General features: G+C 62.6%; 21 protein-coding genes. 4 read left to right on the plus strand and 17 right to left on the minus strand.

Annotated features, from left to right (window positions below; genetic code table 11):
- Positions 1-134 precede the first annotated feature (134 nt).
- The 8 genes from CLU92_RS18350 to CLU92_RS18385 all read right to left on the minus strand — a co-directional run bounded on the left by CLU92_RS18350 (position 135) and on the right by CLU92_RS18385 (position 13,534).
- Complete coding sequence (locus CLU92_RS18350) at positions 135-1,154, minus strand: succinylglutamate desuccinylase (RefSeq protein WP_101483065.1); 1,020 nt, start codon at positions 1,152-1,154, stop codon at positions 135-137.
- The gene (locus CLU92_RS18355; RefSeq protein WP_101483066.1) at positions 1,154-5,881 is read right to left on the minus strand and encodes an NAD-glutamate dehydrogenase domain-containing protein; all 4,728 of its coding nucleotides are present in this window, start codon (positions 5,879-5,881) and stop codon (positions 1,154-1,156) included. The genes CLU92_RS18350 and CLU92_RS18355 overlap by 1 nt, the downstream gene beginning before the upstream one ends.
- A 148-nt stretch (positions 5,882-6,029) precedes the next feature.
- The gene (astB, locus tag CLU92_RS18360) at positions 6,030-7,370 is read right to left on the minus strand and encodes an N-succinylarginine dihydrolase (RefSeq protein ID WP_101483067.1); all 1,341 of its coding nucleotides are present in this window, start codon (positions 7,368-7,370) and stop codon (positions 6,030-6,032) included.
- A 9-nt stretch (positions 7,371-7,379) separates the two neighbouring features.
- On the minus strand, positions 7,380-8,876 hold the full coding sequence (gene astD / locus CLU92_RS18365) for a succinylglutamate-semialdehyde dehydrogenase (protein WP_101483068.1): 1,497 nt from the start codon (positions 8,874-8,876) through the stop codon (positions 7,380-7,382).
- Positions 8,869-9,921, minus strand: a complete 1,053-nt coding sequence (gene astA / locus CLU92_RS18370; protein WP_101483069.1) for an arginine N-succinyltransferase — start codon at positions 9,919-9,921, stop codon at positions 8,869-8,871. The genes astD and astA overlap by 8 nt, the downstream gene beginning before the upstream one ends.
- Before the next feature lie 13 nt (positions 9,922-9,934).
- Entirely contained in the window at positions 9,935-10,966 is a 1,032-nt protein-coding gene (locus CLU92_RS18375; protein ID WP_099376231.1) for an arginine N-succinyltransferase, read from the minus strand.
- A 93-nt stretch (positions 10,967-11,059) separates the two neighbouring features.
- Positions 11,060-12,301 (minus strand): acetylornithine/succinylornithine family transaminase, encoded by a 1,242-nt coding sequence (gene astC / locus CLU92_RS18380; RefSeq protein ID WP_101483070.1) that lies wholly within the window; start codon positions 12,299-12,301, stop codon positions 11,060-11,062.
- Positions 12,302-12,589: 288 nt separating this feature from the next.
- Entirely contained in the window at positions 12,590-13,534 is a 945-nt protein-coding gene (locus CLU92_RS18385) for a GlxA family transcriptional regulator (RefSeq protein ID WP_101483071.1), read from the minus strand.
- 131 nt (positions 13,535-13,665) lie between these two features.
- Here CLU92_RS18385 and CLU92_RS18390 point away from each other — a divergent pair, with 131 nt between their 5' ends.
- The 3 genes from CLU92_RS18390 (at position 13,666) to CLU92_RS18400 (ending at position 15,549) form a co-directional block, all read left to right on the plus strand.
- A complete protein-coding gene (locus CLU92_RS18390) occupies positions 13,666-14,100 on the plus strand; it encodes a MarR family winged helix-turn-helix transcriptional regulator (RefSeq protein WP_180338542.1) in 435 nt (144 codons plus the stop codon).
- Positions 14,101-14,145: 45 nt separating this feature from the next.
- Entirely contained in the window at positions 14,146-14,430 is a 285-nt protein-coding gene (locus CLU92_RS18395; protein ID WP_101483072.1) for a hypothetical protein, read from the plus strand.
- A 273-nt stretch (positions 14,431-14,703) separates the two neighbouring features.
- Positions 14,704-15,549 carry an HDOD domain-containing protein gene (locus tag CLU92_RS18400; RefSeq protein ID WP_101483073.1) on the plus strand — a complete coding sequence of 282 codons (846 nt, stop codon included), beginning with the start codon at positions 14,704-14,706 and terminating at the stop codon, positions 15,547-15,549.
- Here CLU92_RS18400 and CLU92_RS27845 read toward each other — a convergent pair.
- From CLU92_RS27845 to queA, 9 genes are all read right to left on the minus strand, one after another.
- A complete protein-coding gene (locus CLU92_RS27845; protein ID WP_180338543.1) occupies positions 15,546-15,719 on the minus strand; it encodes a hypothetical protein in 174 nt (57 codons plus the stop codon). The genes CLU92_RS18400 and CLU92_RS27845 overlap by 4 nt on opposite strands.
- Positions 15,720-15,937: 218 nt before the next feature.
- Positions 15,938-16,564 carry a glutathione S-transferase family protein gene (locus tag CLU92_RS18405; protein ID WP_101483074.1) on the minus strand — a complete coding sequence of 209 codons (627 nt, stop codon included), beginning with the start codon at positions 16,562-16,564 and terminating at the stop codon, positions 15,938-15,940.
- 90 nt (positions 16,565-16,654) lie between these two features.
- Positions 16,655-17,356: a YafY family protein gene (locus tag CLU92_RS18410; protein ID WP_101483075.1), complete on the minus strand. Its 702-nt coding sequence runs from the start codon at positions 17,354-17,356 to the stop codon at positions 16,655-16,657.
- The gene (locus CLU92_RS18415) at positions 17,353-18,102 is read right to left on the minus strand and encodes a hypothetical protein (protein ID WP_143452617.1); all 750 of its coding nucleotides are present in this window, start codon (positions 18,100-18,102) and stop codon (positions 17,353-17,355) included. The genes CLU92_RS18410 and CLU92_RS18415 overlap by 4 nt, the downstream gene beginning before the upstream one ends.
- A gap of 73 nt (positions 18,103-18,175) precedes the next feature.
- Positions 18,176-19,198 (minus strand): protein translocase subunit SecF, encoded by a 1,023-nt coding sequence (gene secF / locus CLU92_RS18420; protein WP_101483077.1) that lies wholly within the window; start codon positions 19,196-19,198, stop codon positions 18,176-18,178.
- Positions 19,199-19,288: 90 nt separating this feature from the next.
- A complete protein-coding gene (secD, locus tag CLU92_RS18425) occupies positions 19,289-21,154 on the minus strand; it encodes a protein translocase subunit SecD (RefSeq protein ID WP_101483078.1) in 1,866 nt (621 codons plus the stop codon).
- 95 nt (positions 21,155-21,249) lie between these two features.
- On the minus strand, positions 21,250-21,582 hold the full coding sequence (yajC, locus tag CLU92_RS18430) for a preprotein translocase subunit YajC (RefSeq protein ID WP_101483079.1): 333 nt from the start codon (positions 21,580-21,582) through the stop codon (positions 21,250-21,252).
- 196 nt (positions 21,583-21,778) lie between these two features.
- Positions 21,779-22,918, minus strand: coding sequence for a tRNA guanosine(34) transglycosylase Tgt (gene tgt, locus CLU92_RS18435; RefSeq protein ID WP_035822848.1), 1,140 nt, complete (start codon positions 22,916-22,918; stop codon positions 21,779-21,781).
- 2 nt (positions 22,919-22,920) lie between these two features.
- Entirely contained in the window at positions 22,921-23,976 is a 1,056-nt protein-coding gene (gene queA, locus CLU92_RS18440; protein ID WP_101483080.1) for a tRNA preQ1(34) S-adenosylmethionine ribosyltransferase-isomerase QueA, read from the minus strand.
- Positions 23,977-24,152: 176 nt separating this feature from the next.
- Here queA and recG point away from each other — a divergent pair, with 176 nt between their 5' ends.
- Positions 24,153-26,255 (plus strand): ATP-dependent DNA helicase RecG, encoded by a 2,103-nt coding sequence (gene recG / locus CLU92_RS18445; RefSeq protein ID WP_257561119.1) that lies wholly within the window; start codon positions 24,153-24,155, stop codon positions 26,253-26,255.
- Positions 26,256-26,316 lie beyond the last annotated feature (61 nt).

Here is a 26,316-nt window from a genome sequence, read left to right on the forward strand (position 1 = left end):
AAATTGCAAAGGGTAAATATTTTAAATCAATTGATTGCCTAATGGATAATTATTTCCGTGCGGAATTTTTTTGTAAAAAAAAGCGCCAGGCGGGTTTCCCCGGCTGGCGCCTGACACAGTACGTGGCTGGAAGATCAGGACACGCGCACCACCATCAACCCGGCGCGCAAGCCTACCCGCACGTCCGGGTTCGGGAACACCACCAGCTCTTCCGCATGCTGGACCGTGTACACATGGTCGCCATCGCTGGCGATCACGGCGTGCTGCGGCAAAGACGTGAAATTCTGCGTGCTGCGATCAAAAGCCATGCGGAATTCATCGCTGTGCTTGATGATTTCCTGCGCCACCTTGAACACGTGCGGCGCAGCCTTGACGGCTTGCGCAGGCAAGCCGCGCAGCAGGCCGTCCAGCGCCCGCGACACGTCATCGAACAGGGACAAATCGTTCTGCCCCAGGGTGCCCACGCGGCCCAGTTCCACCGTGCTGGCGGCCGCGCCGAAATGCTCGGCCGAATAATAACTATACGTGCCGGCCGACTGCGGGTTCATGATGATGGCGCCAATGGCCGCCTGGCCCAGCCAGGCTATCAGCTGCGCCTTGGCGTCGTCGGCCACCAGGTCCGGCACGATGGCAAACGTGGGGTACACGGAAGGCCGGATGGCCGTGTGCAAATCCAGGTGCCAGCGCACAGGGCCCGCAGCGTCAAAGAACGCTTTTGTCGCAGCGATCATTTCATCGGCGCGCGCGCTTTCCGCCGCTTGCGCCAAGCTTCCCCGCACGGGGCGGAACATGCGATTCAGGTCGGCGTCGATGAAACGCTTGCCGGCCCGGATCGCATCGACATTGCCCACGCAGACAAGCAGGTCGACGGCCAGCTTCGATGCATCGCGCGACAATGCGTCGAGCAGATGCGCCAGCACTTCGATCGGCCCCGTCTCGTCGCCATGCACGCCCACCGAGATGGCCACGCTGGCGCGGCCCGCATCGGCTTGCGGCTTGACGACTTGCAGCATGCCGGGCGCCGGCAAGGCCACCGTGAAACCCGCGTTGGCGAACAGCTGCGCCACGCCACTGAAATCGGCCTGCGCCAGCGCCTGCACGGCTGGCGGCAAGCCGCCAGCGCCCTGTCCAACTTGTAGTACTGCTTGCGTCATTACACCGCCGCTTCCGCTGTGGGTTTCTCCGTGATTTTATTCACGGCTTCCGACAAGGTCCACACGTCCAGCATGGCTTGCTCCAGTTCCGTCGCCGCCACGTAGGCCGACAGTCCCAGCGCGCCCGTCACCGCATCGACGGCCTGACCTACATTGCCTTGTCCGGCACGCGCCAGCACCTGCGTCAGCAAACGCTGTTGCGTGCGGCGCAGGGCTTGCTGCGCGTAGTTGCGCAACTGTTCCTGCGACTTGCCTTGCGCGGCCAGCTTCAGGCCACGCTCCAGCGTATCGATGCCCGCCTGGCTGCGCAGGGCCAGGCCCACTTGCAGGAAGGCGGCCAGGTCCATCGAGGCGGGACGCGGCACGGACAGGGCCGGGAACAGGAAGCCGGCCACCACTTCAAGCGCGTCGACCGCATCCCACGCCTGCACGAAGGCTGGCGTCAAGCCAGGCACCAGCGCAGCTTCCGACTTGATGCCAACGGCTTTCAGCAGTTCGCGCTTCGATTCCGCGCCAAACAGGCGGGTCAACTCGGCCAGGCCAGCGCCGCGCAATTGCTCGGCCGGCACGGACAGCACGCCGGCGATCATCGTTTGCTGCAGCACGCGCGTTTGCGCGTCGACCTTGATCGACACGGCACGCGGTACCGTCAAGGCATCGGCGTCGAGCGCGTCAAACACGGGCGCCAGGTTCAGCGCCACCCATGCCTGGCCCCAGGCCAGGATGACTGCCGATTCGTCCACGCCATGCTCCGCCGCCAGGTTGCGGATCATCAGCGGGCCGCAGCGGTTGATCACTTCATTGGCCAGCACGGTCGCCAGGATGGCGTTGGCCAGCGGGTGGTCGAGCGCCGAACGCGTTTCCACCAGCAAGGATGGGAAGTACGGTTTCAGCACCGGTTCGGCCCACGTTTCTTCCGTCAACGGCAGCGCGGACAGGATGCGCTTGAAGCGGTTCTTGACGTTGGCAATCACCACCGCCAGTTCCGGTGTGGTCAAGCCACGGTTATCGAGCTTGCGGCGCGCCAGTTCTGCTACCGATGGCAATTGCTCCAGTTCGCGCGACAGGGCACCTTCTTCTTCCAGGCTGGCGATCAGGGCTGCATAGCCATCCTGCACGGCACTCTCGCTTTGCGCCTGCAACTCGCGCACCAGCAAATGCGTCTGCTGCGTGTTGTCGCGCAGCACCAGACGCTCGACGTCGTCCGTCATCGCATACAGCTCGCGGTTGCGTTCTTCTTCCGTCAGCTTGCCCGCATTGACTTCCACATCCAGCCAGATTTTGACGTTGACTTCATGGTCCGAGCAATCCACGCCGGCCGAGTTGTCGATCGCATCGGTGAAGATGCGCCCGCCCGCCAGCGCGAACTCGATGCGGCCTGCCTGCGTCGCACCCAGGTTGCCGCCTTCGGCCACCACTTTCACGCGCAACTCATTGCCGCTGACGCGGATATGGTCATTCGCGCGGTCCTTCACCTGTGCATGCGTTTCCGTCGAGGCCTTGATGTAGGTGCCGATACCGCCGTTGTAGAACAGGTCCACGGGCGACTTCAGGATGCGGTGCATCAGTTCTTCCGGCGGCAGCGAGGTTTCTGCGATATCGAGCGCGGCGCGGATTTGCGGCGACAGCTCGATCGTACGGGCGGAGCGCGGATACACGCCGCCGCCTGCCGAGATCAGTTCCTTGTTGTAGTCGTCCCACGAGGAACGCGGCAAGGCGAACAGGCGCGCGCGTTCGTCGAACGAGACGGCGACGTCCGGTGTCGGGTCGAGGAAGATGTGGCGGTGGTCAAATGCGGCCACCAGTTTCAACTGGCGCGACAGCAATACGCCGTTGCCGAACACGTCGCCCGACATGTCGCCCACGCCGACCATGGTGATCGGCGTGGTGTTCAGGTCGTGGTCCATTTCATAGAAGTGGCGCTTCACGGCTTCGAATGCGCCCTTGGCGGTGATGCCCAGTTTCTTGTGGTCGTAGCCGTTCGAGCCGCCCGAAGCGAATGCGTCGCCCAGCCAGAAGCCGCGCTGCACGGCGATGCCGTTGGCAATGTCGGAGAAAGTGGCCGTGCCCTTGTCGGCGGCCACCACGAGGTAGGGATCGGCGTCGTCAAAACACACGGTATCGACTGGCGGGACGATATTGCCCAGCGAACGGTTGTCCGTCACTTCCAGCAGGCTGGAAATAAACAGGCGGTACACGGCTTCGCCTTCGGCCGCGATGGTTTCGCGCACGGCGTCCTTCGGCATCATCTTGCAGACAAAACCGCCCTTCGCGCCGGCAGGCACGATGACGGCATTCTTGACCATCTGGGCCTTGACGAGGCCCAGGACTTCGGTGCGATAGTCTTCCATGCGGTCGGACCAGCGCAAGCCGCCACGGGCAACGGGGCCGCCGCGCAGGTGCACGCCTTCGAAGCGGCGCGAGAAGACAAAAATCTCGCGGTAAGGACGCGGTTCCGGCACCAGCGCCAGGCTGCTGGTATCGAACTTGAAGATGATCTTGTCACCTTCCTGATTGTTCTGGAAGTAGCTGGTGCGCAGGGTGGCGGCCATCAGGTCGGCCAGCGCGCCGAGAATTTCCTCGGTGTCGGCGTGATTCACGGATGGCAGGCCGGCCTTGATGGTGGCAATCGCCTCCAGGGCGGCCGCGTGCTGCGCGTCGGACAGCGAGGGATCGAAGCGCTGCAGGAAGGCGTCGACCAGGGCTTTCACATGGGCCGGCTGCTTGCGCAGGCTTTCGGCAATGTAGCGCACAGAGAAGCGGCTGCCCGTCTGGCGCCAGTAGCTGGTGTAAGCGCGCACCAGCTGCACTTCGCGCGTCGACAGGCCGCCTTCGATGACCAGGCCATTCAGGCGGCCATCTTCAGCCGTGTCGTTGAACAGGGCGGCAAACAGTTCCTGCGCCACGGCGACAACTTCCGGCTGCGCCAGTTTCGCCGCACTGGCGGCATCGACCGTCAGGCTGGTGACGAAATAGCGCGTGCCATCCAGTGGCGAAATCGAAAAGGCTTGCTCGCGGTCGATGGCCACGCCCGCGTTATGCAGCGCCGGCAGGATGGCCGACAGCGGCGGCACCTTGTTGGCCGAATGCAGGCGGATGGTGGTAACGGCCCCCGTCTCGATGCGCACGGCCACATGCGATGGATCGGTGTTGCGCAAGATGGTGTCGAGGTCGCGGAAGGCGACGGCCGGCGCGGTGGCGGCCACGTAGTCGAGCGGCAGGGTGGCGCAGAGTTTGCGCAGGCTGGTGCGCAGGGCTACGTCGGGCACGGCGTCGGCCACGGCGGCAAAGCCGTTATGCCAGCCATCGAGCACGCCAAGGAGGGGCTGCTCAATATCCGTTTCCAGGTCCAGCGGGTATCGGGCGGCGTGCGCGATCAGGTAGACGCGCGCCAGGGGACCGTCGGCCACCAGGGTTTGCGTGCTCACATGCGTGGCGCCGGAACTGGCTTGCAGCGCCTTTGCCAGGCTCGATGCCACGCTGGCGCTGTAACGCTCGCGCGGCAGGTAGACCAGCACGTTCAGGTGGCGCGCATACACGTCGCGGCGCGCGAAGACCTTGGTGCGCGGCTGCTTGTACAGCGAGACGACGGCGCCGCATACTTGCGCCAGCCAGTCGAGGTCCGCTTCCAGCGCTTCGGTGCGCGGCAGCGATTCGAGGATTTCGCGGAATTTCTCGGCGCGGAAGCCTTGCTGGCGCACACCGGCCAGGCTCAGTACCTTGGCCACGCGGCCGCGCGCAAATGGCAGCGCTGCCAGTGGAGTGGAGTTGCCGGCACGGGTAAACAGGCCGACAAAGCAATGCTCGCCCAGGATCGCGCCTTGCGCATCCATGTCGCGCACGCCGATGAAGTCCAGCTGCTGGTCGCGGTGCAAGGTGCCTGCCACATCGGCCTTGACGATGGACAGCGCCGATTCGCGCTTGGCCAGGGTGTCGAAGTCACCCGGGATATTCGCCAGGCAGGTGCCGTAGACTGGGTGGGCCGTATCCTGCAACACGCCCACGCGGCTCGGAATATCGCGTTCCAGTTCGCGCACACCCGGCTTGACGCGGTAATAGGCGTAGCCGAACACTTCAAAGCCGCCGCTGCGGGCCCATTCCAGGAAGGCGGCGACTTCCGCGCCTTCTTCGCCATGCTGGGCGGCAGTCGTGGCGACGGCGGCCAGGCGCTCGCCCATGGCGGCGCTGTCGCGGCGCACGACAAAGGCGTCACGCGCAACCATCTCCAGGGCGGCGACCAGCGCGGCCAGGGCTTCCGGCGCCAGCTCTTCGTCGAGCAGCACCAGCACATACGATTCGAGCGGGTCGCCCGGCTGGCGCACCGCTTCCACGCTGCCGTCAGCGGCGCGACGCACGGGCAGCACGGTGTTCATCACGCCCCGCACGGCCAGGTGCTGGCGGCGCATGGCCATGACGATGGAGTCCACCAGGTAGGGCATGTCTTCGTTCAGGATCAGCAAGGCGCTCGCCATGCCACCACGGCCATCGGCGTAACGCAGGGTGGCAATCTGGCAGCCGCTGCCGGTACGCTTGGCCGCTTGCGTAAAGCCGTCGACCAGCACGGGCGCCAGGCTGTCGGGCGCGATATCGGCCAGGTCTTCGGCGTCGAGGGAGTCCAGCCATGCCTGCACCAGTTGTACGACAGGCGCTGCCGCCTTGTTCGCACTGCCAGCCGCGTTAATCAGCTCCAGCGTTTGTGTGCGCAAATCTTGTGGCGTGTGATTCATCTTGCATCTCCATTACGGTAATGTGAATGTCCAACGCTGTCGTTCGGGCTTGTGGCTGGGCGGCAGCGGTGTCAAGAGACGGGGGTCGCCCGTCCAATTCTGTATTGCGGATAGTCTGTCTCGGATTTTCTGTGTGTTTTTCTATCGCCTACAAGTCGTACAATCCAGGTAAGTTGAGGATGATCGTCAATTCTTCAAGCGCCGCATGCACTTCCAGCGCCAGCTGCGGGTCGGCCAGGTCGCCCGGCTCCAGATGGTCGCGGTAGTGTTTTTCCACCCACTGTACCAGCCGATGGTACAACGCTTCCGTCATGATCACGCCCTGGTGCATGGCGCGCGCCTCGGTTTCCGTCAGGGCCACGCGCAAACGCAGGCAGGCAGGCCCGCCGCCGTTGCGCATGCTCTGGCGCAGATCGAAATGAATCAGTTCATCGATGGGTCCACCGCTGGCCACCAGGCCTTCCAGGTAGTGCGACACGGCGCGGTTTTCCTGGCATTCCTGCGGGATCACCAGCGCCATCTTGCCGCCCTCTTTCGTCAGCAACTGGCTGTTGAACAGATAGCTGCTGACGGCGTCGGCGATCGGCACCTGTCCCGTGTCCACGCGCAGCGCGTCCAGTTGCGCGCCTGTGGCGGCGACGGCGCGGCGCAGCTGCGACAGGCTTTCCCCTTCATCGGCAAACGCCTGCTCGTGATAGAACAGCACATTGCCATTGCCGACGGCAATAACGTCGTTATGGAACACGCCCTGGTCGATCACTTCCGGATTCTGCTGCACGTACACGGTGCGCCTGGTGTCCAGGCCATGCAGGCGCGCCACGGCTTGCGACGCTTCCAGGGTCTGGCGCGCCGGGTAGCGCTTCGGCGACGGCGCGGAAGGATCGAACTCCACCCGACCATACACGAACAACTCAACCGATGGCGCGCCGTGGCTCGCGCCGAGACGCGTGTGATTGGCCGCGCCCTCGTCGCCAAAGGCGGGCGTCGATGGCAGCGCGTCATGCACGGCGAAGTGCCTGTCATCGCTGAAGATGGCGCGCAGGCTGCGCGCCGACTGCGCGTGCTCGAAGGCGCGGTGCAGCTTGTTATTCAGGTTGGCGGCCGTGAAATGCACGCGGCCGTCCTGCGTGTCCGCCGAAGGGCTGACCGTGGCGGCGTTCGCCGTCCACATGGGCGAGGCAGAATATGCGCACGCCAGGATCACGGGCGACTCCTTGTAGGCACGCGCCAGCACTTCGGCGTCCGTCCCGGTGAAACCGATAGCGCGCAGCAGGCGGAAATTGGGACGGTCCTGCGGCGGCAGCAAGGCTTGCGCAAAGCCGCGCGCGGCCAGCGCACGCATCTTGGCCAGGCCCTGCAAGGCGGCCTGCTTCGGATTCGAAGCGCTTTTCACATTGCTGAACGAGGCCACGTTGCCGAACGACAGTCCGGCATAGTTATGCGATGGGCCAACCAGGCCGTCAAAATTGTATTCGCGCGTGCTGTGCATGGGGTTTCCTTAAAAATTCAGGCCGGGCGACAACTTGGCCGGCATTTCCAATGCGCTGTTCTCGATCGAGGCGACCGGGTAGGCGCAGTAATCGGCCGCGTAATAGGCGCTCGGACGGTGGTTGCCCGACTTGCCGATGCCGCCGAACGGCGCCGTGCTGGCCGCGCCCGTGGTAGGACGGTTCCAGTTGATAATGCCGGCGCGCGCGCGAACCTGGAAGCTTTGCCACAAGGCCGGATCGTCGGACAGCAGCGCGGCGGCCAGGCCGAATTCGGTGGCGTTGGCGACCTTCAGGGCCGCGTTGAAATCGGCAACGCGGATCACCTGCAACAGTGGGCCGAACCATTCCTCGTCGGGGATGCCGGCAGCATTGGTGACGTCGACGATGCCGGCCGTGACAAAACCCGCCTCGGAATTCAACTGGCGCATCTGCAGCAAGGTGGTGCCGCCCTTGGCCACCATATCGGCTTGTGCCTGCACCAGGCGCGCGGCCACGGCACTCGATACGACAGGGCCCATGAAAGGCTGCGGCTGGGCATCAGAGGCGCCGATGCCCAGTTTCGCGGCCACTTCCACAAGGCGCGCCACAAACGCAGTGCCAAAGGCGTTATCCTGCACGACCAGGCGGCGCGCACAGGTGCAACGCTGGCCAGCCGAGACGAACGCGGAGAAGATCGCATGGTGCACGGCCGCGTCCACGTCCTTCACATCCCACACCACCAGGGCGTTATTGCCGCCCATTTCCAGCGCCAGCATCTTGCCCGGCTGGCCGCCGAACTGGCGATGCAGACTGATGCCCGTCTGGCAGGAACCCGTAAACAGCACGCCGTCGAGGTGTGGATTGGCGCCCAGGGCCACGCCCGTGTCGCGCCCGCCGTTGACGAGGTTGACGACGCCATTCGGCAAGCCAGCCTGCTGCCACAGCTGCACGGTTTTGATGGCAGTGCGCGGCGCATATTCGCTGGGCTTGAAGACGATGGTATTACCGGCGATCAGGGCCGGCACGATATGGCCATTCGGCAGGTGGCCGGGAAAATTGTACGGGCCAAACACGCCGAATACGCCATGCGGACGGTGGCGCAGCACGGCGTCGCCATCGGCGATCTTGCTTTGCGTGATGCCCGTGCGCGCGTTGTACGACTGCACCGAAATATCGATCTTGTTGGCCATGGTGGCCACTTCCGTGCGCGACTCCCACAAAGGCTTGCCCACTTCTTCCGAAATCAGCAGCGCCAGCGCTTCCGCATGCTCCTTCAGTAGTTCGCGAAAGCGCACGCAGATGGCGATGCGCTCCTCGACGGGCGTATCGGCCCATGCTTCGAAAGCGGCGCGGGCGGCCTGGCAAGCCTGCTCGACTTCGTTTTCCGTCGCTTCCAGGCTGGCCCAGGTCTGCTTGCCGTTCGACGGGTCGATGGTGAGCAGTTCGCGGCCAGTGCCTGGCAGCCAGGCGCCGTTGATGAAGTTCGATGCTGCGGTAGATGAATGAAGGTCGGACGATTTAGACATGGGGATGCTTCCTCGGGTTGAGTGACAAGGTGCGCACGGTGTCGCCGTTATGGCAGCGCAGCAGATGCAGTTCATCGTCATCGAGCGCGATCTTGCCGCTGTGCGGATTGGCGCTGGTGACGATCATGCGGAAATCTTTCAGGTCGGTGTTCGACACCAGGTAAGGCTCGGCCTGGGCGAGGTCGCCGCACACTTCAGGCGCAGCCTCGGCGTCGAGCACGGCCGGCATGCTGTCGCGCATGGCGCGCAGTTCGGAGACACGCGCCTGCAGCACGGGCCCTGCGTCGAAAATGTCGACATAACCTTCGAAGTGCAAGCCTTCCTGCTCCAGCAGGCGGCGCGCGGGCGCCGTGCTCAGATGCACCTTGCCGATCACTTCCTGCGCCTCGTCGGGCAGGTAGGCCACGTACATGGGCTGGCGCGGCATCAATTCGGCGATGAAGGATTTCTTGCCCAGGCTGGTCAAGTCGTCGACGTGGTGGAAATCCATCTTGAAGAAGTGGCGGCCCAGGCCTTCGTAGAACGGCGAGCTGCCGTCCGCTGCCTGGTAGCCGCGCATTTCCGCGATCAGCTTTTCCGTGAACAGGTGGGGGAACTGGGCGATGAACAGGAAGCGGCTCTTCGACAGCAGCTTGCCATTGTTGCCGCTGCGGTAATCGGGGTGCAGGAACAGCGAGCACAGTTCCGTGCTGCCCGTCAGGTCGTTCGACAGGTACAGCGTTTCCATGCGCGTAAACACGTCGAGCTCGCGGCTCGAATGGACCAGGGTGCCGATGCGGTAGTTATAGAACGGCTCTTCCAGGCCCACGGCGCCCTTGATGGCGCACACGCCGGCCAGGCGGCCCGTGTCGGTATCCTCCATGACAAACATGTAGTCGCGCTTTTCGGGCGGGATGGTTTCGGCGAACGAGGCGCAGGCAATGGCCAGGCGGTCGCCCAGCATTTTCATGTCCGGCTTGAGGGTGGTCATGCCGGTGCCGACCTGGCTGGCCAAGCCGTACAGGGCGTCCAGGTCAGAAGCGTTGATGGCGCGTACTACTAGCATAATGTTCTCTCGGTTAGATGCGCACGCAAATGACGCTGTCGCCTTCGGCCACGGCCAGCGCTTCAAGCAGCTCTGGCGGCAAGCCGACGGTGTCCTGCGCTTCGAGCGCATCGCAGGTAAAGGTGACGGCGCGGAAGTTGCGCTCCGCGCCCGACGCGACCGCGTAATGCACTTTCAGGCCCGTGCGGCTGGGCGTGACGCCTGCGACGACGCGGCGCGTGAGCGAGCCCGTAAACGAGCGCAGCGCATGCTTGTGCGCCTGCAGGATCGGACCGCCATCGAAGATGTCGATGTAATCGTCGGCTTCAAAGCCTTCTTCCGTCAGCAAATTGAACGCCAGTTCCCCGCTCGGGTGGATCTGGCCCATGGCCGCCTGCGCGTCGCCGGGCAGCAGCGGCACGTACACGGGGTAGTGCGGCATCAGTTCGACGATCAGGGTGCGGTTGCGGGCGCCGCCGATGACTTTTTCGGCATCGAGGAAATCCATCTGGAAGAACTTTCGGCCCAGCGCATCCCAGAATGGCGACTGGCCGTTGGCATCCGTGATGCCGGCCAGCGGCACGAAGAAGCGGTCGCCAAAGCGGTGCGGTGCCAGCACGGCGAACAGCAGCCGCGCTCGCGACAGCAGGGCCGCTTCCAGGCCCGCCTGCTCCATATTGCGCACGTAGAAGCCGGACAGCTGCGAATACGCCGTCAGCTCCGAACACAGGGTCAGCGCATGCACGCTATGGCTGATGTTCAGGTCACGCGAGACTTGCTGGATGACGTCGTTTCGAAAGGAAAAATAGGTGCCGTTCGAGCCAGCCGAGGCGAAGATGGCGGCCGTGCCGGCAATGCTCTTGTCGAGCAGGGATTCAAGCACGAAGAGATACGACTCTTCGCTGGGGATGTCGACATGGGCGGCAAACGAGGCGATGGAGCGCTCGACGGAGGCGGCGATTTTTTCGCGCGTCTTCGGCAGGGTATGGACACCCGGCATGGTTACCGCGGCCAGCGCTTCGAGGGCTGCAATATCCGCAATTTCTACCGGACGGACAACATACATGGGTACTCCTTCAATGCTGACGATGCTGGGGTAGAACCAAGCCGGCCCGCAGCAAAGCGGCGGGCCGGTGATAGTACGGGGGTAAGACTAGCCTCAGGCTTTCAGCAGGCCGTCGATGGCCACGCGCAGCAAACGGCCCGCTTCGGCGATCTGCTCGTCCGAGACGATCAGGGCAGGCGCCAGGCGCACCACGTCCATGCCGGCGATCAGCACCATCAAGCCTTGCGCTTCGGCCGCTTTCTGGATGTCTTTCGCGCGGCCCTTGAAGGCATCGCTGACTACCAGGCCCAGCAGCAAGCCGCTGCCGCGCACCACGGAGAACACTTGCGGGTAATCCGTGATCAAACCTTGCAGCATGGCGATGGTGTTGACGCTCGCTTCCTTGACGCGCGCCAGGAAAGCTGGCGTGTTGATCGTTTCGAGCACGGTCAGGGCCACGGTGGCGGCCAGCGGATTGCCGCCGTAGGTGGTGCCGTGGGTGCCGACGGCCAGGGTTTGCGCCAGTTCATTGGTGGTCAGCATGGCGCCGATCGGGTAGCCATTGCCCAGCGCCTTGGCGGCCGTCAGGATATCCGGCGTGACGCCGTAGCCCATGTAGGCAAACAACGCGCCAGTGCGGCCCATGCCGCACTGGACTTCGTCGAAAATCAGCAGGGCGCCGGTCTTGTCGCACAGGGCGCGCAGCTCCTTGAGGAACTCCGGATTGCCCGGCACCACGCCGCCTTCGCCTTGTACCGGCTCGACGATCACGGCGCACACGTCATCGCCGATGGCGGCGCGTGCCGCTTCGATATCGTTGTAGGCGATGTGGTCGATCGATGGTGGCAGCGGCTCGAAGCCTTCCGTGTACTTGGCTTGGCCGCCGACGGAGACGGTAAACAGGGTGCGGCCGTGGAAGGAGCTGAAGCACGAGATGATGCGCGACTTGTGCGCGCCGAACTTGGTGTGCGCGTATTTACGCGCCAGTTTCAGGGCCGCTTCGTTGGCTTCCGCGCCAGAGTTGCAGAAGAAGGCGCGGTCGGCGAAGGTCGCTTCCGTCAGGGCCAGCGCCAGACGCAGGACAGGTTCGTTGGTGTAGCCATTGCCCAAATGCCACAAATTGTTGATTTGCTTGGTCAGCACGTCAACCAGGGCCGGATGGCAGTGGCCCAGGCTGTTGACGGCGATGCCGGAGGTGAAATCGAGGTAATGCTTGCCTGACTGGTCCCACAGATCCAGTCCGGAACCGCGCACGGGCACCATGGCGGCAGGGGCGTAGGTAGGAACGAGGACCTGGTCAAAGGTTTCCCGTGTGACTGGACGAGCCGTTACGGTCGAATCAAGCTTGGCATTCATAGCATTTCCCCATCAATATGTTAGGTACTCCGCAGCTACGACAGCTACGTGTGTACTGCATTATAAAAAGCGGGATGCTAAAACTCTTTTGAATCTGCGACAAGGATTTTCACAATTCATCACAGCTGTGCTTACCGCACGATAGTGCGAAATACATAACGCCTGGCGAAATCGTAGCGAACGGCAGTAAGTTGTGGCTGAGAAGCGGCGCTGTGCGAAGCACGGGGCCGCCGAGGCAGTGAGCATCGGAGGCCGCAAATCGCGACGCGCAGCAGATTTCACCAGACGTTAGACCGGCGGCATCAGCTTGCGCTGCCGCTCTTCGCGGGGGGTATTGCCAAACAGGGTGCCAAACGCCGTGGAAAAGTGCGAGCCGGAAGAAAAGCCACACATCAGACCGACTTGCACGATGGAATAATGCGTATCGAGCAACAGTTGCCTGGAGCGCTGCAGGCGCAGTTCCAGGTAGTAGCGCGATGGCAGGCTGCCCAGGTATTGCTTGAACAGCCGTTCCAGCTGGCGCCGCGACAGGCCCACCAGGCTGGCGATGTCGTCGGTCGACAGCGGCTCCTCGATATTGGCTTCCATCAAGGTGACGGCTTCGGACAACTTCGGCTGCAGCACGCCGAAACGCGCCTGCAAAGCCACGCGCTGGCGCTCTTCCTTGCCGCGCACCTTGTCCACGCACAACGCTTCCTTGACGAGCGCCTGCACGTCGGCGCCAAACACGGTCTCGATCAGGGTCAGCGAAAAGTCGATGCTGGCTGCGCCGCCGCAACAGGTGATGTGGGGGCCGTCGATGTCGAACAGGTGCGGCGTCAGGATGGCCCGCTCTGCCTTCGCTTCCGCATCGGCGTACAGGGCCCAAGGCAAGGCGATGCGCACGCCATCCATGACGCCCGCGTCTGCCAGCCACAGCACGGCCGCGCCCACGCCGCCCCAGAATGGTGCCGAACGGCAGCGTTCGATCACCGCCCGGCACAACTCGGCACGCAGCGGCGCTTCCGTTTCATCGGCCACCAGCAACGCGATATGCCAGTTGCCGCCCTGCGCGGCCACCTGCTCCGGCGTGCGCACGTCCAGTTGCAATGCACCGGGCCCCAGCGCCCGCGCACACAGGCGCAGCGGCTGCACCAGGCCGGCCCAGGTGATCGACTCGGCATCGCCGGCATGGACCAGCAACAGGCGCAGCGGCTTGTCGAGGCCGATACGGGAAAGATTAGCGAAGGACATCGGCGAGGCGGACCAGGGGCAAGGGCTGAGTTGCCCACATGATACCGGACTTCCGCCCCATCCAGCCCCTCATGCAAGGGCGCATCCAGGCGCGGCGGAAAAAAGCGGAGCGGAAGGATATAATCCCCCCCATGGGTGAACGATATTTAAAAAGTATCCGGCTGCTGGCCGAATGCATGCAAGGCTTCGAGCGGTTTTCTAGCGACTTCGTGCGCCAGTACGGCTTGACGCATGCGCAATTCGACATCATTGCCACGCTCGGCAACACCTGCGGCATGTCCTACAAGGAACTGGGCCAGAAAACCCTGATTACCAAGGGCACCTTGACGGGCGTGGTAGACCGGCTGGAGCAAAAGGGGCTGGTGGTCCGCGAACGTTGCACGAAAGACAAGCGCTCCTACTTCGTGCGCTTGAGCTACGAAGGCGAACAAGTGTTCTATGACGTGTTCCCCAAGCTGACAAAGCAGGGCCAACGCCTGTTTGACGGCTATACCGAAGACGATTTCATGCGCCTGGAAACCACCCTGTCGGGCTTGAAACACGCCATCGCCAACGGCCACAGTTGACAATTCACCAAGCACAGACATTCAAACAAGACAAAGGAAACCAAGTTGAAAACCACACTGCTCGACGGCAAAAAGCCTGCTCATTTCGATAAACACATCATCGGCAACCTGCTGCTCAACGCCAGCACGCCGGAACTGGTACGCCAGGAAAAACTGATCATCGGCGTGCGCAACGAAGACGGCGAAATCTACCGCCTGATCGGCGCCACCAAGCACAACAGCTTCATGAATGCCGTCGAGGAATTGTTCGATCTGGGATTGACGGATGAGCTGGAAGACAGCGACGAGCTGGTCGAAGGCTGCGATGCGATCTTCAGCGAAACTCTGTAGTAGGGCTTAACAGGACCTGCTGCGCGTTGCGCTTTGCGGCCTGCGATGCTCACCGTACTAGCTTGCGGTTGCGCTTCCTGGCCACAAATCCCATGCGCTGGCGATGGTCCTGTTCAGCACTTTAAGCATCGCTGCCATTGAAAAGGCATGCCGCTGATCCAGCCGCATGCCTTTTCCCGTTTACGGGGCCTTGCTTGTCTTTTACTTGCTTGTTTGCGAAAAGATCATGGTTAAAAAGTTCCGTACGGAAATATTGCGAGTATAATTTTTTCAATGAACAGACTCGACGCCTTTAAAAGCATCGCCGCACAAGCCGCTCGTGGCGAGCTGACCTTTCCTGCCAACGTGGCCGCTTCGCTCAAGCTGCAAGAGGCACTGAGCGATCCCGACTGCCATATCGAGGCCGCTGCCAAGCTGGTGCAAGCCGACCCGCTGCTGGCAGCGCGCACGGTGGCCATCGCCAATTCGGTGGCGTTCAACCGCTCCGGGAACGAAATCACCAGTGTGCGCAACGCCGTGCAACGGCTTGGCGTGCGTACCCTGCAATCGGTGGTGGCATCGCTGATCGTGCGCCAGCTAGGCAGCACCATCACCGATCCCGTGCTGCAGGCGAAGGCCAACCAGTTGTGGGAACATACTGCCCACGTAGCTGCCCTGTCGCAGGTACTGGCGCGCCGCGTCACCAGGGTGGACCCCGATACGGCCCTGTTTGCCGGCATCATGCATGAGGTGGGCGGCTTTTATCTGCTGTCGCGCGCGGCCGAATTCCCCGGCATCCTCGACGGCGAACCGGAGGACTGGGTCGAACATGGCGAACAAGCCATCGGCCATGGCGTCCTGACCAAACTGAAGGTGCCGGAAGCGGTAATGGGCGCCATCGATGCGCTGTGGGAAGGCTTGCGCGCCATCCCGCCCGAATCGCTGGGCGATACCCTGCTGCTGGCGAATGACCTGGCGCCCGTCTCGTCGCCCCTCAACGAAAGCCCGGCCGCCATCGCCGTGCGGGCCGCCCGCGCCGCTGGCAGCATCGATTGCGTGATCGGCGATGCGACCCTGTCGAGCATCATGGAAGAATCGAACGATGAAGTACAGTCGCTGCTGAAGGTGCTCGTACACTAATCCTGTTTTACCGGCACCGGCGGCATGATCGGCACGCCTGGCGCCGGCTGCGGCACGTCGACGATCAGCACATGCTTGTCCATGGCCTGCTTTCCCCGCTTCTGCTGGACGACTTGCGTGGCGACAGCACGGGTACTCCATAGTGGCTTCGGATGGCGTGGCATGAACATGGCGTACCTGCTGAAAGTGGGATGCGCCCCATATGTGCAGCGATTATCAACTTATCAAGGCACTTTTCAAGCGCCGGACAAAAAACCGCTCGAAAGCGGAAAAAAAAACCCGCTCGAAAGCGGGTAAAGTCCAAAGCTAGGGATGTCCTGAAAGAGACAACCCTATCTTATGCGGTGCGGCGCGCCGGCTCCGTGCGCTGGCACACTTAGCGCGCACATTATCCCGGCAACAGCTCCACGTCCGTTTCCTGCCAGGCACGCAACTGGCGCACGCGGGCAAACCACGCCTGGATATGCTGGTACTGCGTCAGCGGCAGCCGTACGGCCTCGCTGTACATCAACGGCGCGGCCACGCCAAAATCGGCCAGGGTCACATCGTCTCCGCTGAGCCAGCTGCGCTGAGCCAGATGCGCGTCCAGCACCACGGCGCATTCATGCAGTTCGCGCTCGCCGCGCGCCTCTTCCAGCGGGTCCGCCGGACCATTGCCCGTCATACCTTTCCACGCGCGCTCCCAGGACAGCACGCTGATGGCGGGAGCGAAATGCTGCGTGGCCCAGAACAGCCAGCGATTGACGTCGGCGCGGGCCTGCGGCGCCTGCGGGTAAATCGTCTGGCCCGGTACCTGCTCGGCCAGGTATTGCATGATGGCGCACGATTCCCACAGCAGGAAAGCGCCATCGGCCAGCACGGGCACTTTGCCGTTCAGGTTCAGTTCGGCCAGGCGGCGGCGGTCGTCCGCATTCATCAGGTCGACTTCGGCCAGTTCCAGAGGCAGGCCGAGGTGGATCGCCGTCATCCGGGCGCGGCGGGCATTCGAGGACATAGGGTGGTGATACAGACGCATGATGGAGTACTCCGGTGTGTGAAGAAGCCACCATCGTAGAACCAGTCACTGACAGTTTTTGTCAGGAGCATGGCCTAGGTCTCCGGGTCGCTAGCTTTCCGGATCAATATCGTGCGCCTTGCGCCATGTGTCGAGCAAGGCGTGGCGGCGCGTGGGATAGCGCTCCTCGTGCCTCTGCACGCTGGCGATGCGGTCGATGCGGAAATGCCGGTAGTCGCCGCGCAGCTCGCACCAGGCGGCCAGCAGGCGCTTGCCTTCAAAAAAGGCCAGGGCAAAGGGCCATACCGTGCGCGAACTGGCGCTGCCATGCTCATCCTGGTAGGCCAGGGTAAGCTTCTGTTCATAACGGATGGCCTCGCGCACCGGCTGCACGTAAAGGTCGGCCGGCTGCGCGCCATCGGCGGGGCGCCCCAGCGGCACCCACAGGCTGGTGTCGGCCATGCTGTCGCGCAAGTCGCGCGGCGAAGCCGCCGCGATCTTCGCCAGGGCATTGTTGGCCGCCTGCGCCAGGCCCGCATCGCCCTGGCGGCGCACCCAGCGCGCGCCCAGCACCAGCGCCTCCAGTTCATCGGCGCCGAACATCAGCGGCGGCAAGAAGGCGCCACGGCGCAGCACATAGCCGATGCCCGCCTCGCCCTGCAGGGGAGCGCCCAGTTCGGCCAGCGTCTGGATATCGCGGTAAATCGTGCGCTCGGAGACCCCCAGCTGCTGCGCCAGCTGGGCCGCCGTGACGGGCACGCGCTTGGCGCGCATGGCGTCCATCAGCAGGAACAAACGGCCGCTGCGGCTCATGGACAGTCCTGCAATGCCTGGTCGCCCATGACCAGGGCTGACAGGGCTGGCACGTACAGATAGCCGTCGGGCGCCAAGCGCGCCGCGCGCGGCCCCTCTTGCACTCCCGTGATGCCGTAACAGCGCTGCAAGCGGCCTGCGGCGGGCCACCAATAGATGGCAGCATCCTGGTCGGGAAAGCGCTGGCGCACGCTATCGGCCTGCGCCGCCACCTGCCGGAAATCGCGGTAAAAGGCCGGAGCTATGCCCAGCTCCGCCGCAAAGGCTGCTTCCAGCGCCGCCACCTGCGCCCGTTGCGCGGCCAGCGCCGCTGTTTCACGGTCCAGCTCATCGGCCGGCACGCCCACCTCGCTCAGGCTGCGGCGCATGTGCTGCGGGCCTTCCTGCGCGCGCAGGAAGGCCGTGTCCTGCAGCGCCAGCACGGCGGTGCAGGGAATGCTTTTGCGCTGCGCGGCCGGGAAAACGTACAGGGCGCAGCTGCCGGCGCACACGGTGTCGATGAAGAGACTCCATTGCCGCTGGCGCAGGTAGCGCCCCAGCAACATGGCCGCCTGCGGGTCACCGCCATGGCTATTGATGCGCAGCATGGTTGTCCCTGGCGTGGCCAGTTGCCTCAGCTTGTCCACGTCGCCCTCGGCGATGGCGCCGCCCAGGGCGATGGTATCGCTGGCCACACGGCTCAATTCTGCGGCACTGGCCAGCATGCTGATACCCGTCATGATGCCCATCAAGATAAAACGCTTCATCGTCATCCGTCACAAAAAAAAACGACCACCGCAAGGGTGATCGTTCTTCCATTCAACATGCAGAAAGCTGTGCTTACACCACGGCGCCGTCGGTTTCGTCTTTTTCCTTGACCGGCTTGATCAAGTCTTCGCGCTTGACGCCCAGCCACATGGCGATCGAAGCCGCGACGAATACGGACGAGTAAATACCGAAGCAGATACCGATGGTCAGCGCCAGTGCGAAATGGTGCAGGGTCTGGCCGCCGAAGACCAGCATCGATAGCACCATCATCTGGGTCGAACCGTGGGTGATGATGGTACGCGAAATGGTGCTGGTGATCGCGTTGTCGATCACTTCATGCACGGAAGCCTTGCGCTGCTTGCGGAAGTTTTCACGGATACGGTCAAAGATCACCACCGATTCGTTGACGGAATAACCGAGCACCGCCAGGATGGCCGCCAGCACCGTCAGCGAAAATTCCCACTCGAAGAAGGCGAAGAAGCCCAGGATGATCACCACGTCATGCAAGTTGGCGATAATGGCCGAGACGGCGTATTTCCACTCGAAGCGGATAGCCAGGTAGATCATCACGCCCAGAATCACCATCACCAGCGCGTTCAAGCCGTTCTGCGTCAGTTCCTCGCCTACTTGCGGGCCGACGAATTCGACTTTCTGCAAGACGACCGCTTCGCTGCCGGCCGCGTCCATGCAGGCGCTCTTGATAACGTGCTCGCCCTTTTCAGTAACGGTATCGACGCCCTTGGTCGTACCTTGCTCGGCCTTGCACAGGGCTTCAAACACGCGCTGCGAGGTATTCGCGGCACTGACGCCCTTTTCCACCGGCAGGCGGACCATCACGTCGCGCGCCGTATCGAAGCTGGTCACGCCAGGCTCTTCATAACCCAGGCCGATGAGGGTGCCGCGTATGCCTTCAAGGTTGGCCGCTTTCGGGTACTTCACCTCCATCACGGTGCCGCCCTTGAATTCCACGGACAGGTGCAAGCCCTTGTGGAACAGGAAAAAGACGGCGGCAAGGAAGGTCACGGCCGAAATGACGTTGAAAATCAACGCATGGCGCATGAAGGGAATATCTTTTTTGATCCGGAAAAATTCCATGAAATCCTCTGAGTTCTATTCTGTGCATCCGGCGGCTGGGCCGCCGGACGCTATCGCTGTTGACGCTATTGGCTAAGGCTGGACCGCCGCTTATTTGCTGGTGCCCGGCACCCACACCGTGCCGATCGACAAGGTCGTCAGCTTTTTCTTGCGGCCATACCAGAGATTGACCACGCCGCGCGAGACGAAGACGGAGGAGAACATCGAGGTCAGGATACCCAGGCAATGCACGACGGCGAAGCCGCGCACCGGGCCGCTGCCGAAGGCCAGCAGCGCCAGGCCGACGATCAGGGTGGTCACGTTCGAGTCGAGAATCGTAGCCCAGGCGCGGTCGAAGCCGGCGGCGATCGCCGCTTGCGGCGTATTGCCGGCGCGCAGCTCTTCGCGGATACGTTCATTGATCAGCACGTTGGCGTCAATCGCCATACCCAGCGCCAGCGCGATAGCGGCGATACCTGGCAAGGTCAGCGTCACCTGTATCATCGACAGCAAGCCGACCAGCAGCAGCAGGTTGGTGGCCAGGGCCAGCACGCTGAAGGCGCCGAACAGCATGTAGTAGGCGATCATGAAGATGGCGATGGCGATGAAGCCATACAAGGTCGAATGGAAGCCCTTGGCGATGTTTTCCGCGCCCAGTTGCGGTCCGATCGTGCGTTCTTCGATGACGGTCATCGGTGCGGACAAGGCGCCCGAGCGCAGCAGCAGCGCCAGTTCATTCGCGTTTTCCGCGCCGCCCATGCCCGTGATCTGGAAGCGCGAACCGAGTTCCTGCTGGATGGTCGCGACCGACAGCACTTCCGGCTTGCCCTTTTCAAACAGCACGATGGCCATGCGCTTGCCCACGCGTTCACGCGTCGCTTCACGCATCTTGCGTCCGCCGTCGCCGTTCAGGTCGATCGACACGGCCGCTTGCTGGTTCTGGTCGAAGCTGGCCGTGGCGCTGGAGATATAGTCGCCCGTCAGGATCACGTCTTTCGCCAGCACGACAGGTACGCCCTTGCCAACCGTAAACAGTTCCGAGTTGAACGGGATGGCGCTCGACAGTTCGGTGCCAGGCACGATGGTTTCATCGACCAGGCGCACTTCCAGGGTGGCAGTGCGGCCGATGATGGCTTTCGCGCGGGCCACGTCCTGCACGCCAGGCAATTGCACCACGATGCGGTCAGGACCTTGCTGCTGGATCAGCGGCTCAGCCACACCCAGCTCGTTGACGCGCTTGGACAGAGTGGAGATATTCTGTTTCACGCCTTCGTCGATGGTGGCCTTCAGGGCAGCCGGTTTCAGGGTGATGTTCAGTTTCAGGTCGCTGCCTTCGCCCGCATCGGCGAACGCCAGCTCCGTCATCTGGTCGGACAGCACATTCTTTGCCTTCAGGCGCGTTTCCGCGTCGCGGAAGTTGATCTGCACGCTGTCGCCCACACGCTCGATGCCGGCATGGCGGATATTCTTGTCGCGCAACACACTACGCGCGGCGGACTGGACGCCCTGGACTTTCTTGTTCAGCACTGCTTTCGCATCGACCTGCATCAGGAAGTGCACGCCACCGCGCAAGTCCAGGCCCAGGAACATGGGCAAGGCATGCAATTTTTGCATCCACATCGGCGTATTGGCTTGCAGATTGACCGTCACGATGTAGGCGGGGTCGGTGGAATCGGGGTTCAAGTCCTTTTCCAGCACCAGTTTTGCCTTGAACTGGGTATCGGGATCGGCAAAACGCACGCGCACGGAAGCGAGGTTGCCGACGCCATCCATGGTGACACCTTCCGACTTGACGTTCTCTTTCGTCAATATTTGCTCGACTTGCGTCATCAGCTCGCCCGTCACTTTGACGGTCGACCTGCCGCTGGTTACTTGCAGCGCCGGTGACTCACCGAAATAATTGGGCGCCGTATAGAGTGCGCCCAGCAATAAGGCGACGACGATGATGATGTATTTCCAGGCAGGATAGCGATTCATAGTGATTCAGCGTTCAGTGTTGAGCGTCGGAGGCGTCGCGAGGGGCGGCGGGTAGCCGCCCCGGTCATCATTGCAGGTGCAATGACAGCGAGGAATTACAGCGCCTTCAGGGTGCCTTTAGGCAACAGGGTGGTGATGGAGCTCTTTTGCACCGTGACTTCAGTGCCGGTCGCCACTTCGATGGTGACGTAAGCGTCCACTACCTTGACAACACGGCCCAGCATGCCGCCGGCGGTGACGACTTCGTCACCCTTGGCCAGCGCGTCCATCATCGCCCGTTGTTCTTTGGCGCGTTTTTGCTGTGGGCGGATCATCAGGAAATACATGACCACGAACATCAATACCAGCGGCAGGAAGCTGGTCAGGTTGCCGCCGAAACCCAGGGCATCGGCAGGGGCTTGCGCATAAGCGTTGGAAATGAAAAACACGGTGACTCCAGTTCTAATCAGTTTGAAAAAACAGCGCTGTATTCTAGCATTGGCAAAAGGCCATCCCCCGAATTGCAGGCATGGCAACTTCAAATGGGGCTAAAAAAGCATTATGCAATGCTTTATCGCCCCAGTCCAAGCACCAATCTCGAAAACATCAGCTCAGGACCTCGCGGCCCATGAACCTAAGCATTTCTTAAGTTCCCCGTGCGCGTTCCGCATGGAATTGCAAGGTGAACGCATGGAAACGGTCTTCGTCCAGCGCTTCACGCATCTGGCGCATCAAGTCCAGGTAGTAATGCAGGTTGTGGATGGTATTCAAGCGCGCGCCGAGGATCTCCTTGGAACGGTGCAAATGGTGCAGGTAGGCGCGCGAAAAGTTGCGGCAGGCATAGCAGCTGCAGGTCTCGTCTAGCGGCGCCTGGTCTTCCTTGTACTTGGCGTTCTTGATCTTGATGTCGCCGAAACGGGTAAACAGCCAGCCATTGCGGGCGTTACGCGTCGGCATGACGCAATCGAACATGTCGATGCCGTTCGACACACCGGCCACCAGGTCTTCCGGCGTGCCGACGCCCATCAGGTAATGGGGCTTGTTGGCCGGCAGGCGCGGGCCAACGTGGGCCAGCATGCGCATCATGTCTTCCTTCGGCTCGCCGACGGACAGGCCGCCGATGGCGATGCCGGGGAAATCGATCTCTTCGAGCTTGGCCAGCGACTCGTCACGCAGCATTTCGAACATACCGCCCTGCACGATGCCGAACAGCGCGTTCGGGTTTTCACCGCGGTGGAACTCGTCCTTCGAGCGCTGCGCCCAGCGCAAGGACATGCGCATGGACTTGGCCGCTTCTTCAATAGTGGCCGGACGGCCCTGGATTTCGTACGGCGTGCATTCGTCGAACTGCATGACGATGTCGGAGTTCAGCACGCGCTGCACCTGCATCGACACTTCCGGCGACAGGAATAGTTTATCGCCGTTGATGGGCGAATTGAAATGCACGCCCTCTTCCGTAATCTTGCGCATGGCGCCCAGCGAAAACACCTGGAAGCCGCCCGAATCGGTCAGAATCGGCTTGTTCCAGCCCATGAAACCGTGCAAGCCGCCGAATTTCTCCATGACAGTGTTGCCTGGACGCAACCACAAATGGAAAGTATTGCCCAAAATAATTTGTGCATCGATCTCGTTGAGTTCCAGCGGCGACATGGCTTTCACGGAGCCGTAAGTGCCCACTGGCATGAAGATCGGCGTCTGCACGACGCCATGGTTGAGTTTCAAGGTGCCGCGGCGTGCCTTGGTCAGGCCGCTCGTGTCGGTCTTGAGTAGTTTAAATTCCAGCATGGTCAGTCTTTCACGGGAGTATCAAGGTTCAGCGGAGCGCGCGATTGCGTGGTGAGCAGCATCGCATCGCCATAACTGAAGAAGCGGTAGTTCTGCGCGATCGCGTGCGCGTAAGCACTGCGGATCGGCTCATAGCCGGCAAAGGCCGACACCAGCATCAGCAGGGTCGACTTCGGCAAATGGAAATTGGTGATCAGGCGCGTCACCGTCTTGAAGGCATAGCCGGGCGTGATGAACAGGGCCGTATCGGCGCTGCCCGCCACCAGCTGGCCGCTTTGCGAAGCCGATTCCAGCGCGCGCAAGCTGGTCGTGCCGACGGCTACCACGTCGCGTCCGGCAAGTTGGGCGGCGCGCACGGCGTCGACGGTTTCCTGCGGCATGGTGTACCACTCGGTGTGCATCTTGTGTTCGGCCAGCACCTCCGTGCGCACGGGCTGGAAGGTGCCCGCGCCCACGTGCAGGGTCACATAGGCAAAGTTGACGCCCTTGGCCTTCAGTTGATCAAGCAGCGCCTGGTCGAAATGCAGGCCGGCCGTCGGCGCGGCGACAGCGCCCGGCACCTTGTTGAACACGGTCTGGTAGCGCGTCTCGTCAAATTCGTCCGCATCGTGCTCGATGTAGGGCGGCAGCGGCAAACGGCCATGCGCCTCGATCAGCTCGAACACGTCGGCCTCGAAGTGCAGCGTGAAGAATTCGCCGGCACGCTGGCCGACAGTGACGTCAAACGCGTCGGCGAGGCGGATGCGGCAACCGGGCGGCGGAGACTTCGACGCGCGCACCTGTGCCAGCACGGTGCGCTCATCGAGCACGCGCTCGACCAGTGCCTCGATCTTGCCGCCGCTTTCCTTGACGCCAAAGAAGCGCGCCTTCAGCACGCGCGTATCGTTCATCACCAGCAGGTCGCCCGCTTGCAGCAATCCTACGATGTCGGCGAACTGGCGGTCGACCAGGGTCTCGCCGTCCAGATGCAACAGGCGCGAGGCGCTGCGCTCGGCCAACGGAGTTTGCGCAATGTTTTCTTGCGGCAAATTAAAATCGAAATCGGAAAGCGAATACATGCGTTTTGCTTCAAAAGTACGTCAAAAATGATTAGGAGTGCGCAATGGAACATCTGGCACTATACTGTGCGCCTATACAGGCATTACAATAATCCGCCGCAACACTACCACTGCGGTATGCACAGGGTGTGCCGGACAACCCTCTATTTTACGCTAGCGGCACAAAAATCTCCGATATGTCCGAACCCAAGCCCGATCTTCCTCCCATAGCCAAGCCCGCCGCGAAGCCGAAAGCCGCCAAAAAAGTGGTCAGCACGGAAAGCCGGCTGGCAAAACTGGGCTTGCGCAGCGACATGGATCTGGTGTTGCACCTGCCGATGCGCTACGAGGACGAGACGAAGGTCTACACGATACGCGACGCCTGCCTGCGCGGCGGCGAGTCGTGGCAAGTGGAAGGCGTCGTCACCAAGTGCGAAGTCAATTTCAAGCCGCGCAAGCAATTGCTGGTGACGATCGCCGACGAAACGGGAAATTTGCTGCTCCGCTTCATGAATTTCTACGGCAGCCAGGTCAAGCAACTGGCCGAAGGCACGCGGGTACGTGCGCGCGCTGAACTCAAACACGGCTTTTTCGGCGCCGAGATGGTGCACCCGACGTATAAAGTGGTCAACGAAGGCGCGCCCCTGCCCACAGCCCTGACGCCCGTGTATCCGTCCGGCGAAGGCCTGTCGCAGCACGTCCTGCGGCGCGAGATCGCCGATGCCATGCGCCGCATCGACTGGCAGGATACCTTGCCTGACGATTTGTTGCGCCAGATGCAGCTGTCGCCGTTCCGTGCCGCCGTACACCTGCTGCACTACCCCCCGCAGGATATCGATGAAAGCGCGCTGATGGACCGCTCGCACCCGGCCTGGGTGCGCATGAAATTCGATGAGCTACTGGCGCAGCAGCTGTCGCTGAAACGCGCCCAGCGCGCACGCCGCTCGAAAGGCGCTGCCTCCCTGCCCATCGTCGGCACCCTGTCGCATGCCTTTGGCGCCGCCCTGCCCTTCAAGCTGACGGGCGCGCAGGCGCGCGTACTCGAGGAAATCCGCGCCGACCTGCACCAGCCGTATCCGATGCAGCGCTTGCTGCAAGGTGACGTCGGCAGCGGCAAGACGGTGGTGGCGGCGTTGTCGGCCACGCAGGCCATCGACAGCGGCTACCAGGCCGCGCTGATGGCGCCCACGGAGATCCTGGCGGAGCAGCACTTCCGCAAGATCGCCGCCTGGATGGAGCCGCTGGGCGTGAAGGTCGCCTGGCTGACCGGCAGCCTGAAGAAAAAGGAAAAGACGGCGGCGCTGGCCCTGATCGAATCGGGCGAAGCGCAACTGGTGATCGGCACGCATGCGCTGATCCAGGACAATGTGCTGTTTGCCAAACTGGGCCTGGTGATCGTCGACGAACAGCACCGTTTCGGCGTGGGCCAGCGCCTGACCCTGCGCAACAAGGGCGACAGCGCGGCCGTGCCGCACCAGCTGATGATGTCAGCCACGCCGATTCCGCGCACCCTGGCCATGACGTATTACGCCGACCTGGAAGTGTCGGTGATTGACGAGCTGCCGCCCGGACGCAGCCCCATCGTCACGCGCTCCATCGACCAGAACCGGCGCGACGAAGTCATCGCCCGCGTGTATGCGGCCTCGCTGGAAGGCCGGCAGGTGTACTGGGTCTGCCCACTGATCGAGGAATCGGAAGCGCTGCAGCTGCAAACGGCCACCGATACCTACATGATGCTGGCAGAAGCCTTGCCCGCGCTGCAGGTGGGCCTCGTGCACGGCCGTTTGAAACCGGCGGAAAAGCAGGAAGTGATGGATGCCTTCATTGCCGGCCATATCCATGTGCTGGTGGCCACCACCGTCATCGAGGTAGGCGTCGATGTGCCGAACGCCTCGCTGATGGTGATCGAGCACGCCGAGCGTTTTGGCTTGTCCCAGCTGCATCAGCTGCGCGGCCGCGTGGGCCGCGGCTCGGCGGCCAGCGTCTGCCTGTTGCTGTACCAGGGCCCGTTGGGAGGTGTGGCGCGCCAGCGCTTGATGACCATGCGCGAGACGACGGACGGCTTCGAGATCGCCCGCCGCGACCTGGAAATCCGCGGTCCCGGCGAATTTCTCGGCGCGCGCCAGTCCGGCCAGGCCATGCTGCGCTTCGCCGACCTGGAGACGGATCAATGGCTGGTAGATCAGGCGCGCGACGTGGCGCACGATCTGCTGCACGCCACCACGGCCGCTGCCGCTGCCACCGTGGAAGCGCACCTGGCGCGCTGGCTGGGTGGGAAAGAAGAGTTTTTGAGGGTGTAAATCTGGTATTGCATGCTTCAGGGTGTTGTCGGATTACGCGCTGTGCGCTAATCCGACAACA

The organism is Janthinobacterium sp. 61, from assembly GCF_002846335.1.
In the GTDB taxonomy this organism is placed as follows: Bacteria; Pseudomonadota; Gammaproteobacteria; order Burkholderiales; family Burkholderiaceae_D; genus Janthinobacterium.

Bases quoted from the DNA above. Each gene is read 5' to 3' on its own strand.
- CLU92_RS18355 (WP_101483066.1), bottom strand. From the start codon at position 5,881: ATGAATCACACGCCACAAGATTTGCGCACACAAACGCTGGAGCTGATT.
- CLU92_RS18390 (WP_180338542.1), top strand. From the start codon at position 13,666: ATGGGTGAACGATATTTAAAAAGTATCCGGCTGCTGGCCGAATGCATG.
- CLU92_RS18415 (WP_143452617.1), bottom strand. From the start codon at position 18,102: ATGAAGCGTTTTATCTTGATGGGCATCATGACGGGTATCAGCATGCTG.
- secD (WP_101483078.1), bottom strand. From the start codon at position 21,154: ATGAATCGCTATCCTGCCTGGAAATACATCATCATCGTCGTCGCCTTA.
- astA (WP_101483069.1), bottom strand. From the start codon at position 9,921: ATGCTAGTAGTACGCGCCATCAACGCTTCTGACCTGGACGCCCTGTAC.
- CLU92_RS18385 (WP_101483071.1), bottom strand. From the start codon at position 13,534: ATGTCCTTCGCTAATCTTTCCCGTATCGGCCTCGACAAGCCGCTGCGC.
- astB (WP_101483067.1), bottom strand. From the start codon at position 7,370: ATGCACAGCACGCGCGAATACAATTTTGACGGCCTGGTTGGCCCATCG.
- queA (WP_101483080.1), bottom strand. From the start codon at position 23,976: ATGTATTCGCTTTCCGATTTCGATTTTAATTTGCCGCAAGAAAACATT.
- tgt (WP_035822848.1), bottom strand. From the start codon at position 22,918: ATGCTGGAATTTAAACTACTCAAGACCGACACGAGCGGCCTGACCAAG.
- astC (WP_101483070.1), bottom strand. From the start codon at position 12,301: ATGAATGCCAAGCTTGATTCGACCGTAACGGCTCGTCCAGTCACACGG.
- CLU92_RS18400 (WP_101483073.1), top strand. From the start codon at position 14,704: ATGAACAGACTCGACGCCTTTAAAAGCATCGCCGCACAAGCCGCTCGT.
- recG (WP_257561119.1), top strand. From the start codon at position 24,153: ATGTCCGAACCCAAGCCCGATCTTCCTCCCATAGCCAAGCCCGCCGCG.
- CLU92_RS18375 (WP_099376231.1), bottom strand. From the start codon at position 10,966: ATGTATGTTGTCCGTCCGGTAGAAATTGCGGATATTGCAGCCCTCGAA.
- astD (WP_101483068.1), bottom strand. From the start codon at position 8,876: ATGTCTAAATCGTCCGACCTTCATTCATCTACCGCAGCATCGAACTTC.
- CLU92_RS18350 (WP_101483065.1), bottom strand. From the start codon at position 1,154: ATGACGCAAGCAGTACTACAAGTTGGACAGGGCGCTGGCGGCTTGCCG.
- CLU92_RS18410 (WP_101483075.1), bottom strand. From the start codon at position 17,356: ATGAGCCGCAGCGGCCGTTTGTTCCTGCTGATGGACGCCATGCGCGCC.
- secF (WP_101483077.1), bottom strand. From the start codon at position 19,198: ATGGAATTTTTCCGGATCAAAAAAGATATTCCCTTCATGCGCCATGCG.
- CLU92_RS18405 (WP_101483074.1), bottom strand. From the start codon at position 16,564: ATGCGTCTGTATCACCACCCTATGTCCTCGAATGCCCGCCGCGCCCGG.
- CLU92_RS27845 (WP_180338543.1), bottom strand. From the start codon at position 15,719: ATGTTCATGCCACGCCATCCGAAGCCACTATGGAGTACCCGTGCTGTC.